The sequence below is a fragment of the Desulfosporosinus paludis genome (assembly GCF_045689965.1).
Classification (GTDB): domain Bacteria; phylum Bacillota; class Desulfitobacteriia; order Desulfitobacteriales; family Desulfitobacteriaceae; genus Desulfosporosinus; species Desulfosporosinus paludis.
Window position 1 is genome coordinate 5,332,887 of the sequence record NZ_CP144211.1, and the last position, 16,253, is coordinate 5,349,139.

Annotated in this window: 15 protein-coding genes; all 15 read left to right on the forward strand. The window is 42.8% G+C overall.

The genetic code is table 11. From position 1 onward, the window contains the following. Positions 1-386 precede the first annotated feature (386 nt). The 15 genes from VZF35_RS26390 to VZF35_RS26460 all read left to right on the forward strand — a co-directional run bounded on the left by VZF35_RS26390 (position 387) and on the right by VZF35_RS26460 (position 16,245). On the forward strand, positions 387-983 hold the full coding sequence (locus tag VZF35_RS26390) for a 4Fe-4S dicluster domain-containing protein (protein ID WP_407309634.1): 597 nt from the start codon (positions 387-389) through the stop codon (positions 981-983). Beyond that, positions 983-2,149 (forward strand): NrfD/PsrC family molybdoenzyme membrane anchor subunit, encoded by a 1,167-nt coding sequence (gene nrfD / locus VZF35_RS26395; protein WP_407309636.1) that lies wholly within the window; start codon positions 983-985, stop codon positions 2,147-2,149. The genes VZF35_RS26390 and nrfD overlap by 1 nt, the downstream gene beginning before the upstream one ends. Position 2,150: 1 nt before the next feature. Further along, positions 2,151-4,961, forward strand: coding sequence for a molybdopterin-dependent oxidoreductase (locus VZF35_RS26400; RefSeq protein ID WP_407309638.1), 2,811 nt, complete (start codon positions 2,151-2,153; stop codon positions 4,959-4,961). 138 nt (positions 4,962-5,099) lie between these two features. Further along, positions 5,100-5,765, forward strand: a complete 666-nt coding sequence (locus VZF35_RS26405; RefSeq protein WP_407309640.1) for a molecular chaperone — start codon at positions 5,100-5,102, stop codon at positions 5,763-5,765. A 69-nt stretch (positions 5,766-5,834) separates the two neighbouring features. Continuing rightward, positions 5,835-6,356, forward strand: a complete 522-nt coding sequence (locus tag VZF35_RS26410; protein WP_407309642.1) for a rhodanese-like domain-containing protein — start codon at positions 5,835-5,837, stop codon at positions 6,354-6,356. Positions 6,357-6,396: 40 nt separating this feature from the next. Next, positions 6,397-7,944: a YeeE/YedE thiosulfate transporter family protein gene (locus VZF35_RS26415; RefSeq protein ID WP_407309644.1), complete on the forward strand. Its 1,548-nt coding sequence runs from the start codon at positions 6,397-6,399 to the stop codon at positions 7,942-7,944. A gap of 63 nt (positions 7,945-8,007) precedes the next feature. After that, positions 8,008-9,480 (forward strand): hypothetical protein, encoded by a 1,473-nt coding sequence (locus VZF35_RS26420; RefSeq protein ID WP_407309646.1) that lies wholly within the window; start codon positions 8,008-8,010, stop codon positions 9,478-9,480. Between the two features lie 80 nt (positions 9,481-9,560). Next, the gene (gene phnD, locus VZF35_RS26425; RefSeq protein WP_407309648.1) at positions 9,561-10,520 is read left to right on the forward strand and encodes a phosphate/phosphite/phosphonate ABC transporter substrate-binding protein; all 960 of its coding nucleotides are present in this window, start codon (positions 9,561-9,563) and stop codon (positions 10,518-10,520) included. Positions 10,521-10,570: 50 nt separating this feature from the next. Then, positions 10,571-12,088 (forward strand): ATP-binding protein, encoded by a 1,518-nt coding sequence (locus tag VZF35_RS26430; RefSeq protein WP_407309650.1) that lies wholly within the window; start codon positions 10,571-10,573, stop codon positions 12,086-12,088. Further along, positions 12,081-12,740: a response regulator gene (locus tag VZF35_RS26435; RefSeq protein ID WP_407309652.1), complete on the forward strand. Its 660-nt coding sequence runs from the start codon at positions 12,081-12,083 to the stop codon at positions 12,738-12,740. The genes VZF35_RS26430 and VZF35_RS26435 overlap by 8 nt, the downstream gene beginning before the upstream one ends. 366 nt (positions 12,741-13,106) lie before the next feature. Next, positions 13,107-14,303, forward strand: coding sequence for an MFS transporter (locus VZF35_RS26440; RefSeq protein WP_407309654.1), 1,197 nt, complete (start codon positions 13,107-13,109; stop codon positions 14,301-14,303). A gap of 8 nt (positions 14,304-14,311) precedes the next feature. Continuing rightward, positions 14,312-14,584: a thioredoxin family protein gene (locus VZF35_RS26445; RefSeq protein WP_407309656.1), complete on the forward strand. Its 273-nt coding sequence runs from the start codon at positions 14,312-14,314 to the stop codon at positions 14,582-14,584. 6 nt (positions 14,585-14,590) lie between these two features. Next, positions 14,591-15,601, forward strand: a complete 1,011-nt coding sequence (locus VZF35_RS26450) for a permease (RefSeq protein ID WP_407309658.1) — start codon at positions 14,591-14,593, stop codon at positions 15,599-15,601. Between the two features lie 65 nt (positions 15,602-15,666). Next, entirely contained in the window at positions 15,667-15,801 is a 135-nt protein-coding gene (locus VZF35_RS26455) for a hypothetical protein (protein WP_407309660.1), read from the forward strand. 90 nt (positions 15,802-15,891) lie between these two features. Continuing rightward, positions 15,892-16,245, forward strand: coding sequence for an ArsR/SmtB family transcription factor (locus tag VZF35_RS26460; RefSeq protein WP_407314844.1), 354 nt, complete (start codon positions 15,892-15,894; stop codon positions 16,243-16,245). Positions 16,246-16,253 lie beyond the last annotated feature (8 nt).

The following is a 16,253-nucleotide window of genomic DNA, read 5'->3' on the forward strand; positions in this document are numbered from 1 at the left end:
GGAACTCAGAAAGATACTGCAAAAGATAATGCTAAAGGTTTCGTCGAAGAAGGGCAATTATAAAAAGATTAACTACTTTCCGCATTAACAGTAATTATAAAGAGAGCGTACAAAGTGCGCTCTCTTTATTGCTATAGGGAAACGGACTACTTTGTAAGGAAAATCACTGACATAGTACTTAAACTTTATGGGGGTTTTGAGTAGATAAATCAGGAGTTTACCTGCTAGTAAGTATCCTAGAATAATCTAAAATTTAAATTGATGAAATATTTCATCTGCCTCCGAGTTCCGGCTATTTCTAGACTGGAACCGATAGGGTGCGGAAATCTGCGCCTGCCCGTATTTGGCGAAGGTGGCATGCACTTATTTTTGAAGGAGATGAGACAATGGGAAAACGCTATGCCATGGTGATAGACCTGCGCAAATGTGTGGGCTGTCATGCCTGCCAAGTGGCCTGTAAAAGCGAAAACAATGTACCTCTAAGCGTCTTCAGGAACTGGGTCGACGAATTAGAGACGGGTAAATTCCCCGATGTATCCCGTCATCGTTTACCAAGACTATGTAATCACTGTGAGAATCCATCCTGCCTCAATGTTTGCCCTGTGAAAGCAACATATCAGCTTGAGGATGGCACTGTTTTAATTGATTATGATCGTTGTATTGGTTGTAAGTATTGTATTGCGGCCTGTCCATATGATGCCCGGTTTATCAATCCTGTGAGAAAGACCGCCGAAAAATGCACGTATTGTCACGAAAGGCTAGAGGCCGGGTTACAACCTGCTTGTGTTAATACCTGTATTTCTGGAGCTCGGGTATTTGGGGACCTTAACGATCCAACGAGCGAGGTATTTAAACTCGTGGCCACTCAATCCGTGAATGTTAGTAAGCCAGAGACGAACAACCGTCCACAGACGTATTATATTGGCGCTGATGAGATAGCTCTACGGCCAAATCTCCTTAACATCGTAGGAGGTGGAAAGTAATGACGACAGTTCATTTATTTGATACTAATCATCAAATTTACTGGGGATTGCTGATCGCCGTATACTTTTACTACACCGGTATGAGCGCGGGTTCTTTTATTCTCACTAGTCTTGGGACTGTATTCGGGATCGAGAAATACAAAAAGGTTTCCAAAGTTGGTGTTCTGATGGCTATTGTTCTTTTGATCTTTGCGCCCTTACACCTGCTGTTTGATCTGGAACAGCCTGGTCGCGCACTCAATCTTTTTTTACACGTCAATCCAACCTCGGCAATGTCTTGGGGTGTTTATCTTCTTGTCTTATATCCAATTTGTTTACTCATCTATGCCTGGTATATGTTCCGTCAGGACTTTGTCAATGATATGAATGGAACAGGCTTTAAAGCAGGACTTTATCGCTTCTTACTCTTTGGTAAGACTGACATGTCTGCTGCGGCCAAAGAAAATGACAAGAAGAAGTCTAAGTTTTTCGGAACAGTGGGTGTTCCTTTGGCCCTGGCTGTTCACGGATACACGGGTTTCATTCTAGGTAATGTCCAAGCACGGGCGATATGGCATACACCTTTAATGCCAATTATCTTTTTGATGTCTGCTATGGTATCAGGAACAGGACTCTTTATCATTGTGCTCTTGCTGGTTGAAAAATTTAAATTTGGCAGAGTCAGTGACGATATTAAATCCCTCATTCCTGATATTGCCAATCTTATGAAATGGTTTATTGTCATCGATGGGGCTCTGATGATTATTTACTTTATTGTACTTTGGTATTCTAGTGAATCGGGTTATGCAGCAGCCTACTACCTGTTACACGGAGATGCCTGGAGTTTCTTGGGCTTAGAAAATGGTTTAGGGATGCTCCTTCCTCTCTTGATCCTCCTTTCTAAGAAAGCCCGCCAAAGTATACCAGCTGTGGTTGTCACATCCTTGCTAACGATTATTGGGGTTTTGGCGATGCGCATCAACTTGGTAATCGGTGGACAAGAACTCCCTTTGACTGGCAGCAGGATGCTGGAGTATGTTGTTTCAGGACACGATCTTACCATTGTTATCGGTTTAGCTGTAGCGACAACTGTGGTACTTTCATTCCTTTATGCTGTCTTGCCGATGAATCGTCCGGGTGCTGTAGTTAAATTGACAAGTCAAGCCACGAAGGGGGTAGCTCAATAATATGAAAACAACACGCCGAAATTTTTTAAAGGCAGCTGCTGCTTTAGGAGCCACGATGGCCATTTCGCCGTTAGCCTTTGGAGGTACTACGCAGAAAACCATCCCCAGTTGGACAGAGGGATCTCCCGCTGAAGATGCTTTGGATACAGACCCAGGTGTTAGTTTTATCTATTCAACCTGCTTAGGTTGTCGGAGTGACTGTAGTTTACGTGGCAAGGTCAAAGATGGTGTTGTTATCAAATTAGATGGCAATCCCTATAGTCCAATGACTCTGAATGATCCTATTAAATACTCTACCGATCCTAAAGAAGCCCGCAAAGTTGCCGGAAAACTCTGTCCGCGCGGGCAAGCAGGGTTACAACTCCTCTATGATCCCTTACGGGTTCAGCAGCCGTTAAAGCGGGTTGGCAAACGGGGAGAAAACAAGTGGCAAGCTATCAGTTGGGATCAGGCCTATAAAGAGATCATCGAGGGCGGCAATCTTTTTGGCGAGGGGAATGTCGAGGGCTTGCGCTCAGTCCGTGATTTATCCACGCCAATTGACCCGGAGGCACCGGAACTCGGGCCAAAAGCGAATCAGTTCGTATTTTTAGCCGGTCGGATTGAAAACAGCCGTGCAGAATTGGTCAAACGCTTTGTTAATAATTCCTTTGGTTCTATTAATTGGTTTGAGCATACAACTGTCTGTGAACAAAGCCATCATATTGCTACAGCAAATACTTTTGCGGGTAAAACGCATATGAAGCCGGACTTTGAAAATGCCAAATTGATTATGAATTTTGGTGCCAACTATGGCGAAGCGAACTTCCCAATGAATGGTCTGAGCAGAAAGTTAGCAGACTTCCGCATCAAAGGAGGTCGCTTAATCACAGTGGACCCGCGCTTTTCCGTCAGCGCCTCGCATTCTGATGAATGGGTTCCTGTTCTGCCAGGCAGTGATGCAGCACTTGTATTAGGCATGATTCAGTGGATTATCGACAACAAGCGTTATGATAAAGCCTTCTTGGAGGCTCCCTCTAAAGATGCAGCAGCACTTAGAGGAGAGTCAAGTTGGTCTGATGCAACGTATCTTGTTCGTACAGATAACGGAAAGTATCTCCGTGGTGATGAAGCCGGTCTGGGTGGTACGAAAGACGATTATGTTGTTTTGGTTGGAGGAACCCCTTCGCTTGCCGCTAAAACGAATGCCTCTGACTTGCTTGGAGAGGCTTCCTCCAATGGAATTGCATGCAAAACCGTCTTCCAATTACTCTCTGAGCGTTCTAAAGAAAGAACTTTAGACGAGTATGCTAAAATTTGCGGAATTCCACAAGAGCAACTCGTGCGGGTAGCGGATCAATTTTCTTCCTATGGCAAACTGGCAGTTGCCGATTTCTACCGTGGGCCGGTACAGCATACCAATGGTTTCCAGAATGGACGTACGATATGTATTCTCAACATGCTAATGGGTAATGTCGATCACCGGGGTGGTTATCAATCAGGCGGTAGCACTCTTAGTTATATGGGCGATAAAAACGGAAAATATCAAGTAGCCAAACTGCTCCCTGGAGCCGTAAAAATGACAGGGGTCCGGATTTCTCGGGAAAAAGCTAATTATGAGGATTCAACCGAGTTTAAGAAGAATGGATATCCGGCAAAACGTCCTTGGTTCCCTCTCACGGGGGATGTCTATCAAGAAGTTGTTGCAGGTGTTATTGATGGTTATCCATATCCTGCTAAGATTTTATGGTTCCATATGGCAACTCCGGCCTATTCCATCCCAGGCATGAAAGATCGAATTATTAGCGCCTTTAAGGACCCTAAGAAGATACCACTGCTTATTTCCAGCGATATCGTCATCGGAGATACCACGATGTTTGCCGATTATATTCTCCCGGATGTTACCTACTTAGAGCAATGGAATGCTCTTGGAGCCGCTCCAACGATTCTTGGCCTAGTGGCAGATGTTCGCCAACCGATGACTCATGTTTTTCCGCAAGCAAAATCCGTGGAAAATATGTTTATTGACATTGCTAAGAAAATGAATCTTCCAGGCTTTGGAGACAATGGTTTTGGAGCCGGTATACCGCTTAACAAAGAAGAGGATTGGTACCTTAAGCTGGTAGCGAATTTTGCCAGCCAATATGGTAAAATACCCGGTGCTACAGAGGAAGCTCAAGTTAAATATATTATGGATCGCGGGGGCGTATTTGATGCCGGAGGAGCCTACGATGGTTCGATGATGAAGAACAAGGTAGCAAGTCTTTGCACGATTTACGCTGAGAAAGTGGCAACCACTAAAGACTCCATGACCGGTAAGAATTTTGATGGAATTCCACAATATTACCCTGTAAGAGATGCCAAAGATCAGATCTTTAAGGACGAGGGTTATGACTTTACCGCTACGACGTATAAACAGGCTTTCCATTCCCATAGCCGAACAATTTCAGCCCCCTGGTTAACGGAAATCCAGCCCGAAAACTTTATTGAAATGAATAATGATGAAGGGGCAAAATTAGGGTTTACGGACGGGGATATGGTTAAAGTCAGCAGCCCGAGCAATAAAGAAGGGGTTAAGGGAAAAGTCCGTTTACGTCCCGGTATTCGTCCTGGCGTTATTACAGTCTGCGCGAGTTATGGTCACTGGCACTATGGAGCAATTGATTCTGTTATTGACGGCAAGACCATTGCAGGAGATAAGAAGCGGGGGACAGGAGTCAATATCAACTATGCTCTGCGGGTCGATGATTCAATCGGCAATGTTTGTTTAGAAGATAAAATCGGTGGCAGTTGTTCATTCTACGATTCTCGCGTCAAAGTCGAGAAGGCCTAAGTAAAACTATCTTAAAATAAATCAATAGAATAGTGCAGGGGATATCCTGCACTATTCGCTATAAATGAGCATTTTAACAACTACCTTAAGGTGTTTAAGATGTAGAATGTAAAATTATTCGATGAAAAGAGTGAAAAAATGATTGAGCCAGCTATGTATCTCGAACTTGCTGAAGAGTCAGGGACACGAGCTATTCTTTATAACTTTTTCGCGGATGCCTTAGCCCGTAAATTGGATGTATCTTGGTTAAATCCTCATTTTCAAGCACCATTGAGCAGCGGGTTGCCTGATGTAGAGGGAAAGGAAGAACTATTAACAGCCTTGAATCAAGCGGCACACGAGACAGAATATTTCCAAAAGGTTCAGTTGGACCATGACGCCCTTTTTAGCGTACCGGGGGCAAAGTTAATCTTTCCTTACGAATCATGCTATACGCACCGTAATGTGGATGGAACCTTTGGCCGTTTATGGCAGGAACCCGCGCAGGATATGTATCGAATTTTGAAAGAATGGGAAATTCAATTAGCTGAAGGATGGGATCTTATTCCGGATCATATTGCGATTGAGCTTTTCTTTATGGGCAACCTTTGTCGGCTAGTTTCGGAACGACGAGAAAATAAAGATGAAATGCAAAGACTCTTAGAATGGGAAAAACAGATATTTGTAAAGCATCTTCGTCCCTGGGTTTTTGAATTACTCAGTAACATTGAGAATAAATCTGAAACTGAATTCTACCGGGGAACGGCGAAGTTACTTCGGGCTTTTCTTCGGGAAGAAGAAGCATTAGTGAATACGTTTAACTAAAACTCAGGACTTCATCTTATGCGATGTAGGGGCCCCTTCCTGGTATTTTAAATAAGTGGTGATGTTTGAATGAAGGTAATGTCGATCCTTCTAGGCGTAATATTTATAATCTTCTTGGTCGGATGTGGAACTAAAGTACCCTCATCACCTAATACTGCTGGCACTTCACAACCGGTCTCTCCCTCTCCGGCTGCTTCAGAATCCTCTGGATTAACAAATGGATCACCGAGTTCCGCCGAAAAGACTTTGCCCTCGGGGTCTATGATATCTGCGAGCCAGCTTGATGCAGGTATTAAAGCTAAAAACGATTGGCAAATCGTTGATGTCCGGGAACCCAATGAATATGCCACAGGTCATGTACCGAAAGCGGTGAATATACCCTTAGGAAATTTAACAAATCATTTAAACGAAATCGCCAAGGGTAAAGAGGTTATACTTGTCTGTTTAAATGGATCACGTTCTTTCACTGCTTGGCAAACACTTACCCAGAAAGGCTATGACCCCAATAAAGTAAAAGTTCTTGTCGGCGGAATGGAACAATGGAAAAGTATGGGGAATGGTGAGGTTACAGAAAGCATAGGCGGCTGTTAAACTGAAGAAACGTAGGTTGTTTGAAAAACAGCCCTTGTTTGTGATTTTCAAACAAGGGCTGTACCTCATTATTGAGAATGTATGGAATGTTAACAAAAGAAAAAACAAAGAGGCGATCATCGTGAGAGAAAAAATGCTTAAAGCGGTAACAAAACAGTGGTCGTTCTTTTGGGCCGGCCTGATATTTGGCCTGGCGCAAATTCTTTTCATCCTCGTCGATATTCAAAGGGATTATCAAATCTATGGTCGTGCTGTCATAGATCCTTTACGTGTAACTGCAGGACTAGGGCAAATGTTTCGGGGACTAGAGGTGTTTCTATTTGGCGGAAAGACGAATTGGTATGGACAGGTTTTTCAACCGGATGTTTGGTGGCCAATTATCGGAATGATTTTAGGGGGAAGTCTGGTAGGACTAATGGAAGGCGAGTTTCGAAGTTGGGTAAAGTATGATGAAAAAATGCTTCTTGTTTCCTTCATCGGAGGAATCATTTTTAGTTATGGTACCCGTCTCGCTGGAGGGTGTACCCTCTATCATTTACTTGGAGGAATTCCCCTGATGCAGATTGATAGTTGGGTGGTTGTGGCAGTCATGAGCCTAAGTGGAATGTTAACCTTTATGTTATTGACCAAGTTAGGCTTAGCTGGTTATTTTAAACATCAGGAAACCCGGTATTATGTGGAAAAGGCAAAATTGAGGGGCTGGGACGAAGAGGGTATGGGATATCAACCTAAGTATCGGCCATGGCGGGACCCTTGGCGCTGGATTGGCGTAGTGTTTTTGGTCCTTATGGTTGGGGTAGCAGTTTGGAACGGAGTGTTTAACCCTGTTTATACAATGGGATTTTCGCAGGCTGGGTGGGCCTATCCAACTATTACACTTTTAGCTGGCCTCTTAGCTGGAATAGCGATGGCCAAGAGTGGTTTTGGCACTGAATGCGCTATGGTTTCTCTGGAACTATCGCCGGCTTTACATAGGAACGACGAATTGTTCAAAACTTTGGGTTTGCCTAAGATTACTCAAACCTTATTTAAGGGAATGTTCCCCTTCATAGGGGTGATTACAGCTATCGTTATAACCAATATTTTTGTTCTTATCGCTTGGATTGGCTTTGGGATCCCTTTAGGGCATCACATAGCGGTCAAAGATCAGCTTAACCTAGGTCATCTGCTAGGAGCAGCGATGCTGGGTTTTGGGGCAGTAGCGTTAATAGGATGCGAAATCCGCTCTTACATGCGACTGGGGCTTCTCTACGGTAATACACTGATTGGCTTTATTGGTTTTGCCATCGGTTACCTTCCATATACCCTATTTCCGGAAGCGCATGATACTTGGCTCAGTTCAACGGTCATAATTCAGGCATATAATTGGCCTGAGCTTATAACGGGAAACCTAGGAGAGCAACATTTGGCAGGTATTCTCTACTCTGTGCTCTTAGTAGCAACACAAATTTGGGCGATGCGTACCTCTGCTCGTGTCATGCATATTCCCCTTAAAACCTTGCTTCATGAAAATATGGAAACTGTCCAGTTGTCCGATGGGCATCCCATTGTTTCTATAGGAAATCCATGTGAAGAAATCCATAGATAGAATCATTAAGAGGACTCTTTAATACTCAGGTTTTCTTTATATCGTAGAAGAGGTGAATTCCCAATGCGTAAAGATTTATTGCCCCAGATAAAAGAGGGAACAGGCCTCGCATGGCTTTTTCTCGGCTTTGTTTTGCTTATTATGGCAATATTTTCGAGGGTCATTTGGGTAAATAGCCATCCAAGCTGGGAAATGTGGCAAATCAAATATTATCAATCTCAAATAGCTCAATACGAGAGTAAGCTAGAGGCAACTCAAAATCCTATGCTTAAGAAAGCTTTAGAGCAACAACGTGATAATATGAAAGAGCAAAAACCAGAGATCAAAACATTGATTCTAACGAATGGGAAAATAGAACACTGTCAGACTTGCCATTTGGGAATTGAGGAAATTTCGGATTCTCATCCGTCGCAGGCATTGGGATGTGTAGTTTGTCACGGCGGAAATGCACTTTCTCTCGATCAAAATGTAGCGCATGCAGGAATGTATGGAGCCGGGCACCCTGGGCGATTAGAGGTCAGCCAATTAAGTTGCGGTTCGCAAACTTCGAACGCTCAATGCCATTCTGGGCATACGCGATCTGAGGATAATCAAGTTGACTTAGTCCAATCCTCTTTAATGGTGAATAAAGGAGGTGAACTTTCCATGATTCGCTATATGCATGGCCTTGATAAATCTCCCAAGATTTCGATAAAGTCTGGAGAAATTGCTTCACAGGTCCCTTCGCCGTTTAATGGTCAACCCCTTGAACAGAAACTGTTAGATAATTGTTTAGAAGTATGCCATCAGAGCAATGGAAAACTTCCTGAACAAGCTTCCTCGGCAAATGGATGTGAAAGCTGCCATGTTCTTACGGGTTGGAACCATACCTATCAGGGGCAAGATGTTACTGTAAAAGGAACGGCTGGACATGGTCTCACGCATCGCCTAACTACTCAGATTCCATATACCCAATGCAATCAATGTCATAATCAGGGGATGCCTAACCTCTATAACACACAGTTTGACCCACGACCTGATTTAGCACGTGTCAAAACTTCCTCCGAATCAAGCAAAGAAACTCCAAGTGACCGATTGAAAAATGTCTATCAACCTGGAATGGTTTTTACAAAGTGCGAAGTAGAGCTGGATTGCATTGACTGTCATACTCGGCAAGAGGTTATGGGTGATGGACATTTCTATGCTACGGAATATCAGTCTCTGAAAATCCAATGCTACGACTGCCATGGAACAAAGGAACGACGCCCTTTGGCCTGGACGGTTGGTACGCCAGACGACCTTGCTTTTGAAGAAGAACAAGTCAATACGAATTTTCCGAGAATGAACACAGGGGATCAAATTCTGAAAACCGATAAAGGAGAAGAATTGCCGTATATACGACAAGAAGCTGGGGGTTGGGTTTTAACTCTTAAAGACACGGGAAAGAAATATCCTATTCCACTAGTGTATGGAAGCGGTTGTCAGCAAGACCCTGAAGCCCAGTCCTCAAATGATTGCCACAAATGTCATGATGTTTCAGGGAATTTGAAGAAGTAGGCACTAAAGGTGCAGGAGATTTAGAGGTATAAACGAATACTAGCGTATAGAGTAGCTGTAATGTTTTTGGGGGGACTGAAATGGATTTTTGGAGAAGATATAAGATTGGGCATCATTTTAGCTTGGTAATTACCCTTGTCATAGCGATGTTTGTGCTCGTGGGATGTCAAGCAACTGACCATTTACCCATGGTTAGTATTGAACAATCAAAAGATCCTTCACTTACGAATCCACTGCCCATGGAAAATCAGAATGTCTTAAGGGTCGGGATTTCTTCAGTTTTGTCTCCTCGTGAAACGCTGGAAAATTATCAGTCGTTGGCAGAATATCTCCAGAAAAAAATTGGTAGACCTGTTGTATTAGTTCAACGCCAGAGTTATAAGGAGATTAATGACCTGGTTCGGGACAACGGAGTTGACATAGCCTTTATTTGTTCAGGTGCCTATGTATCAGGAAAACAAGAAAATCTCATGTTGTTGGCAGTTCCCGAGGTGAATGGGAAATCCACATACCAGTCTTATATTATCGTAAGTTCGAATAGTAAGTTTCAGTCTTTTCAAGATCTTAAGGGTCAAGTGTTTGGCTTCACGGACCCCATTTCTTTTTCAGGGACGATTGCCCCAACGTATATGGTAACGCTTTTAAACAGTCGACCGACTGACTTCTTTAAACGAGTTGTTTATACGTACAGTCATGATAATTCAATCAAGGCTGTTTTGGATAATGTAGTATCAGCTGCGGGGATAGACTCTCTGGTATATCAGTTTTCTGTAGCTAAGGATCCTTCATTAGCAACGAAAATTCGGATTATTGCAGAGTCTCCGGAGGTCGGAAGCCCTCCGGTTGTGGTTAATAAAAATATTGACACTCATCTCAAAGCGGCTTTACTGGAAGCGTTGTTGCAAATGGATAATGATCCTGTTGGTAAGAAGGCCCTGAAAGCACTATTATATGATCGTTTTGTTTTACCCACTGATGTTGCGTATGAACCCATACAGTCTATGGTTAACGCAAATTCCGCGATTGATCAAAAGAAATGATCTGCAGGGATTGCTCGGGTCAGTCAGCGGATGATAGAATTGGAGGGCTTATGGGTTTGAAATATAGGCTTAAAGAGATAAACCAAAAGTTGCAGATAAATAGCTTGGTGAAGTACGCGACGGGTGTCCTTAAACGTGTCCGTGTGCAATATAAGATACTCGGTTTGGTTGTTGGGGTCGTTCTGCTTCTGAGTAGTATGATTGTTTGGCAGATGGGAAACATCTTAACGAACAATTTGCGAGATCAACTTGATAAGAGAGCCGTTTCGATCGGGAGCGATGTTGCGGCAAGAGCGACCAATGAACTATTGATCAATAACGACTATGCTGTTTACGAATTGCTGCAAAACACACTAAAAAATAATCAGGATATCCTGTATCTATTCGTCGTCGATCCCCAAGGGAATGTTTTGGCGCATACGTTTGGTGAAGCCTTTCCCAAAGAACTGCTGAAAGCAAATGCTGTGGCGGGAACAGACAATTATCATTTAACGGTTTTCCGCACAGAAGTAGGAATTGTTCGTGATGTTGCAGTCCCTATTTTGAATGGGAAGCTGGGAGTCGCTCGGGTGGGGATGAATGAAAACGGGTTACAAAAAGCGGTGCTTCAGATGACGTGGAATCTCTTGCTAATTGCGCTTTTTGTCTCGGCCCTAGGTATTATCGCTGCGGTGTTGCTGACACGGGTGTTAACGCAACCGATCCGCGAGTTGGTCGCTTTAACACAGCGAGTGACGAAAGGCGAACTTGATGTACAGGGAATTGTCCATTCTCAAGATGAAATAGGAGTTTTGACGGAAGCTTTTAACCAAATGACGGTATCTCTAAGTCAAAACCATCGTGAACGTGAAAAATTGATGGGTGCACTTAAGGAAAAGGAAGAGATGCGTCTTCAACTCTTAGAAAAAGTAATGACAGCTCAAGAAGAGGAACGAAAACGAATTTCAAGAGAACTTCATGACGAAACAAGCCAGGCGTTAACATCCCTCATGGTGGGAATAAAGGTTTTAGAGTCTGAAGCTTCCGTTTGTGCTGTAGGGGATCGTTTGCAAGATATGCGTCAGATCGTTTCGCAGACGTTAGAAGAAGTTCATCACCTTGCACGGGAGCTTCGGCCTAGTGTACTAGACGATATGGGATTGGTACCGGCTCTCGATCGTTATATTCGGGAATATGAGATGAAATTCGAGATAGAAATAGATTTTAATGTCAATGGGTTCCAGGAATATCGTGTTTCTGCCGCGATTGAAGTTGCGCTTTATCGAATTGTTCAAGAAGCTTTAACTAATGTAGCAAAATATGCTGAGGCCAGTACGGTATCTGTTTTGCTGGATTGGAGAGAAGACTGGGTTTTAGCGATTGTTGAAGACAATGGTAAGGGGTTTGATCTAAATCAAGCCGTTGCCCAACCTGGACAGGGACTTGGACTTTTCGGCATGCAGGAGAGGGCAGCGTTACTGGGAGGAACATTTAATATTGAGTCACAAAATGGGATAGGAACAACAGTCTTTATTAAGATTCCTGTGAACATGAATCAAGGGCAGGGAAGGAAGGAGCTTCATGTCTGAAAAGAAACTGAGAATTTTATTAGGCGATGATCACGCTGTTCTGAGGGCGGGGTTGCGGGTTCTACTAAACCTTGAAGAGGATTTTGAAGTTGTTGGTGAAGCAGCTGACGGGGAAGAAGTAGTTCAGATGGTCGAGAAGACCCTACCTGATTTAGTGTTACTAGACCTAACTTTGCCAAAGATCAGTGGCTTAGATTGTATAGGACTTATCTTGGAGAAGCACCCGATGACTAAGATTCTGGTTTTAACCATGCATGATGACGAAGAGTATATGAAGGCCGTTATTCGAGCTGGGGGAAAGGGGTATGTTTTAAAAAAGGCTGCAGATGTGGAACTGCTTTCAGCCATCCGAACGGTTTCACGCGGAGAACTCTATATTTATCCTCCAATGGCTGGGGCACTGTTATATCAGATTGTCGCTCCTCAAACACCTGTACGTAAAGAAAAGAGAGAAAAAGGACTTAGCGATAGAGAACGAGAAGTGCTTAAATATTTGGCCTTAGGGCACACAAACCAAGATATCGCAGACCTTCTTCATATTAGTATAAAAACGGTTGAAACCTATAAAACCCGTGTTATGGAGAAGCTCGACTTGCGCAAGCGAGCCGAACTTGTTCGGTATGCTATGGAAAATGGCCTGATTAATGATTGACACTTTTCAAGGCGAAAGTTCGTATCCTTAAATAGAGGCGTTTCGCGATAGTCGGACTCTCAACCATATATCCTATAGGTCAAAACTTAGCTTCAGGGGATAATCGCACTGGAGTGGAACGATATGCCAAGAAAGCAAATTTAGTAGCAAGTTGAATTGGGGGTTATTGTAAGAAGAATTATAAAGCAAAGTGCTTATTTCATGCCTAATATATGAGCATATGTTAATATAGGACAAATACCTATTGACATCTCCTGTATAAAGGGGGTATATTTCATATATACATATTTACATATTTGAATATATAACTAGGAGGTGGCATAAATTTCAACTGGTCTATCTTGTTCAAATTAAGGGGGAGTTGAGATGAAAAAGAGCACTGTGCTTCTTATTCTAGGGTTGGCAGGTTTTATCGTAATGGCAGATAACTGGGTTGTCTCACCAATTTTGCCAGCAATAGCTCAAAACATTGGGGTTCCAGTTACTTCCGCGGGCTTGTTAATAACATCGTATATGATTCCCTTCGGACTTTTCCAATTGGTTTTTGGACCGTTAGCAGACAGATTCGGCAAAAGACAAATTCTAACCTTAGCAATTTTTTTATTCACCTTTGCAGCAGCATTAACCTCTCTAGGCAAAGGCTTGGCAGATCTTAGCCTTTACAGGGCATTAACAGGAGCATTTGCAGCCTCTGTAATGCCTGTTTCATTAGCCCTGATTGCGGACCTTGTTCCAATGTCTGAGCGCCAAGCAGCTATCGGTACCTTTATGGGAATTTCCTTTTTGGGTCAAGGCCTGAGCATGGCAATTGGAGGTTCTATTGCATTCTTTGTAAGTTGGCGCGGAGTTTTCATTGTTTATGCATTGCTGGCAGCAATAGTTACAATTCTCTTTGCCACTACAGGTAGGAAAATTCCTTCCGCAAAAAATCCTAATAGCGAGTTTCTTGCCCCCTATGGTCGATTACTTGGCAAAAGCCATAGTGCAACATTGTATTTAGTAGTTTTAATCGAGGGGTTTTTAATTTTAGGTTCTTTTTCCTATCTCGGAGCATTTATCGAAAGCGTTTACAAGTTTAATTATCTTGCAATAGGTTTGATCATGACGGCCTTTGGTGTCACGGCAGTCATTGGCGGTCGTCTAAGCGGTAAGTTAGCTCAAAAATTGGGGAGAAAGAAAGTCCTATTAGCTGGGCTTATATCTGCGATGGCAGCTGACCTTTTGTTTTTTATCAAAGGAGACCTAATAGGGGTACTTATTATTGGCGTTGCTTTACTAGGTCTAGGATTTATGCTCGCCCACTCCACATTGCTCACTATCGCCACTGAGTTTGCCGCGAAGGCACGTGGGGCTGCGATGTCACTTGTCGCCTTTTGTTTCATGGGCGGTGGCGGAATCGGTACGGCATTGGGCGGCAGGTTAATAAAGGTTATTGGTTATCAAAGCTTTTTCTGTTATTACGGTTTGGCTTTGTTCCTTTTAATCTTCTTAGCAGGGCTCATAGTCAAAACTGACCTTGGCTCAATCCTTAAAGAACACGAAACCGTTAAACTGTCTCGCTAAAAAGAACAATGAAGGGAGGTGAGTATGAAATGGATATCAAAGTTTTGGGTCCCGGTTGTGCAAACTGCAAAAAGCTCGAACAAATAGTTCATGATGTAGTAGTCGAACTTGGTGTCGATGTCAATGTAACCAAGGTAACAGATTTTAAAGATATCGCTGCATACAAGGTTATGAGAACTCCTGCACTTGTCATCAACAACCAGGTTATGATCTCCGGCATGGTTCCATCGAAGGCTAAGGTAACTGAAATAATTACCACTGAATTAGCTAAGAAAGGGTAAAGGTTTATGTGGGAGGCTTTTGTAAATTACCTGGTCTATAATTTAATGGGCCTCTCTCCTGAAACCAAGTTGGGCTCTGCTGTTAACTTTTTTATTTACGACACAGTAAAAATTCTAGTAATGCTGTCCCTGATTATTTTCTTGGTAACAATGATCAGGAGCTTTTTCCCACCGGAAAAGACTAAGAAGATCCTGAGCCACAATAAAGAGTTTATCGGTAACATCATCGCGGCGCTGATGGGAATCGTTACGCCCTTTTGCTCCTGCTCTGCTGTGCCGGTGTTCATAGGTTTTGTAGAAGCTGGTGTACCTCTCGGAGTTACTTTTTCCTTCCTGATTTCAAGCCCTATGGTTAATGAAGTTGCGCTAGGCATGTTATGGGTTATGTTTGGATGGAAGATTGCTCTTATCTACATTGCCAGTGGTTTGGTAGTGGCTATACTTGGTGGGATCGTTATTGGAAGGCTTAAGTTAGAACACCTGGTTGAAGATTATGTATACCAGATTGGTACTGCAGCAAAATGTACTAACGATGAGACTTGTTGTTCAGATACAGTTAATTTTGCAGAAGAACAAATTGAATATGTTGAATCGGAATTAAGCTGGAAGGATCGGTTGCAATACGCCAAAGACTATGCTGTTGAAATACTGCAAAAGGTTTGGCTTTATGTCATCATAGGTATTGCCATTGGTGCAGTAATCCATGGTTATGCACCTGCTGACTTCTTAGTTAAGTATGCCGGAAAAGGCAACCCGTTTGCAGTGCCTATTGCAGTAGCAATTGGTGTCCCACTTTACTCCAACGCGGCTGGTACAATTCCTATTGTTAATGCACTGATGGAGAAAGGAATGCCTTTAGGGACCGTTCTGGCCTTCATGATGTCGGTTACTGCGCTTTCCTTGCCAGAGATGATTATTCTAAGACAAGTTCTCAAACCTAAATTAATTGCTATCTTTGTGACCATCATCGCTTTGGCTATCATGGTTACTGGGTATTTCTTTAATCTTATTATGTAGGACTTCGGGGTTTTGTTAGATATTAATGCAAAGCCCCTTTTGATGATTCGATTGGGGTACTTGAGATGCTCTACGGTGAACTAAAGAAGTACAGGGCTTTAATCACGTTCGACTCTTTAACCCAAGCGATAGCGGCGGAGAATGTCTTCAAAATAGAACAAGTTGTTGAAGCTGTCCTCAAAGTGGCGAATGAGTTGTAAACAAAAACTCAAAATATTATAATTGTAATATCGATAAACTTAAATATATTAATAATTGGAGGTATTATTATTACAATTCGACTTGAGAAAATTGCTGAGTTTTACAAGGCTTTGGGTGATGAAACTAGGTTGACGATCGTTGATATGCTCTCTGAACAGGAAATGTGTGTCTGTGAAATTATTGAACGACTTAGTCTTTCCCAACCAGCAGTCTCCCATCATTTAAAGATACTTAAACACGCTGGTATTTTACGAGATTCTAAGGAAGGTAAATGGATTTATTACTCTCTGAATGCAGAAGTCTTTAGTACGGTGTTCTCTGGAGACGAAGAAACTTTGTTAGCAAGTTATGCCCAATCCTTGAAATTAAAACTCAAACAAATCATGCCATCACGGATCAGAAAAGATCCAGATTTATGCGAACGATTAACCAACAAGAATTAATATAAAAT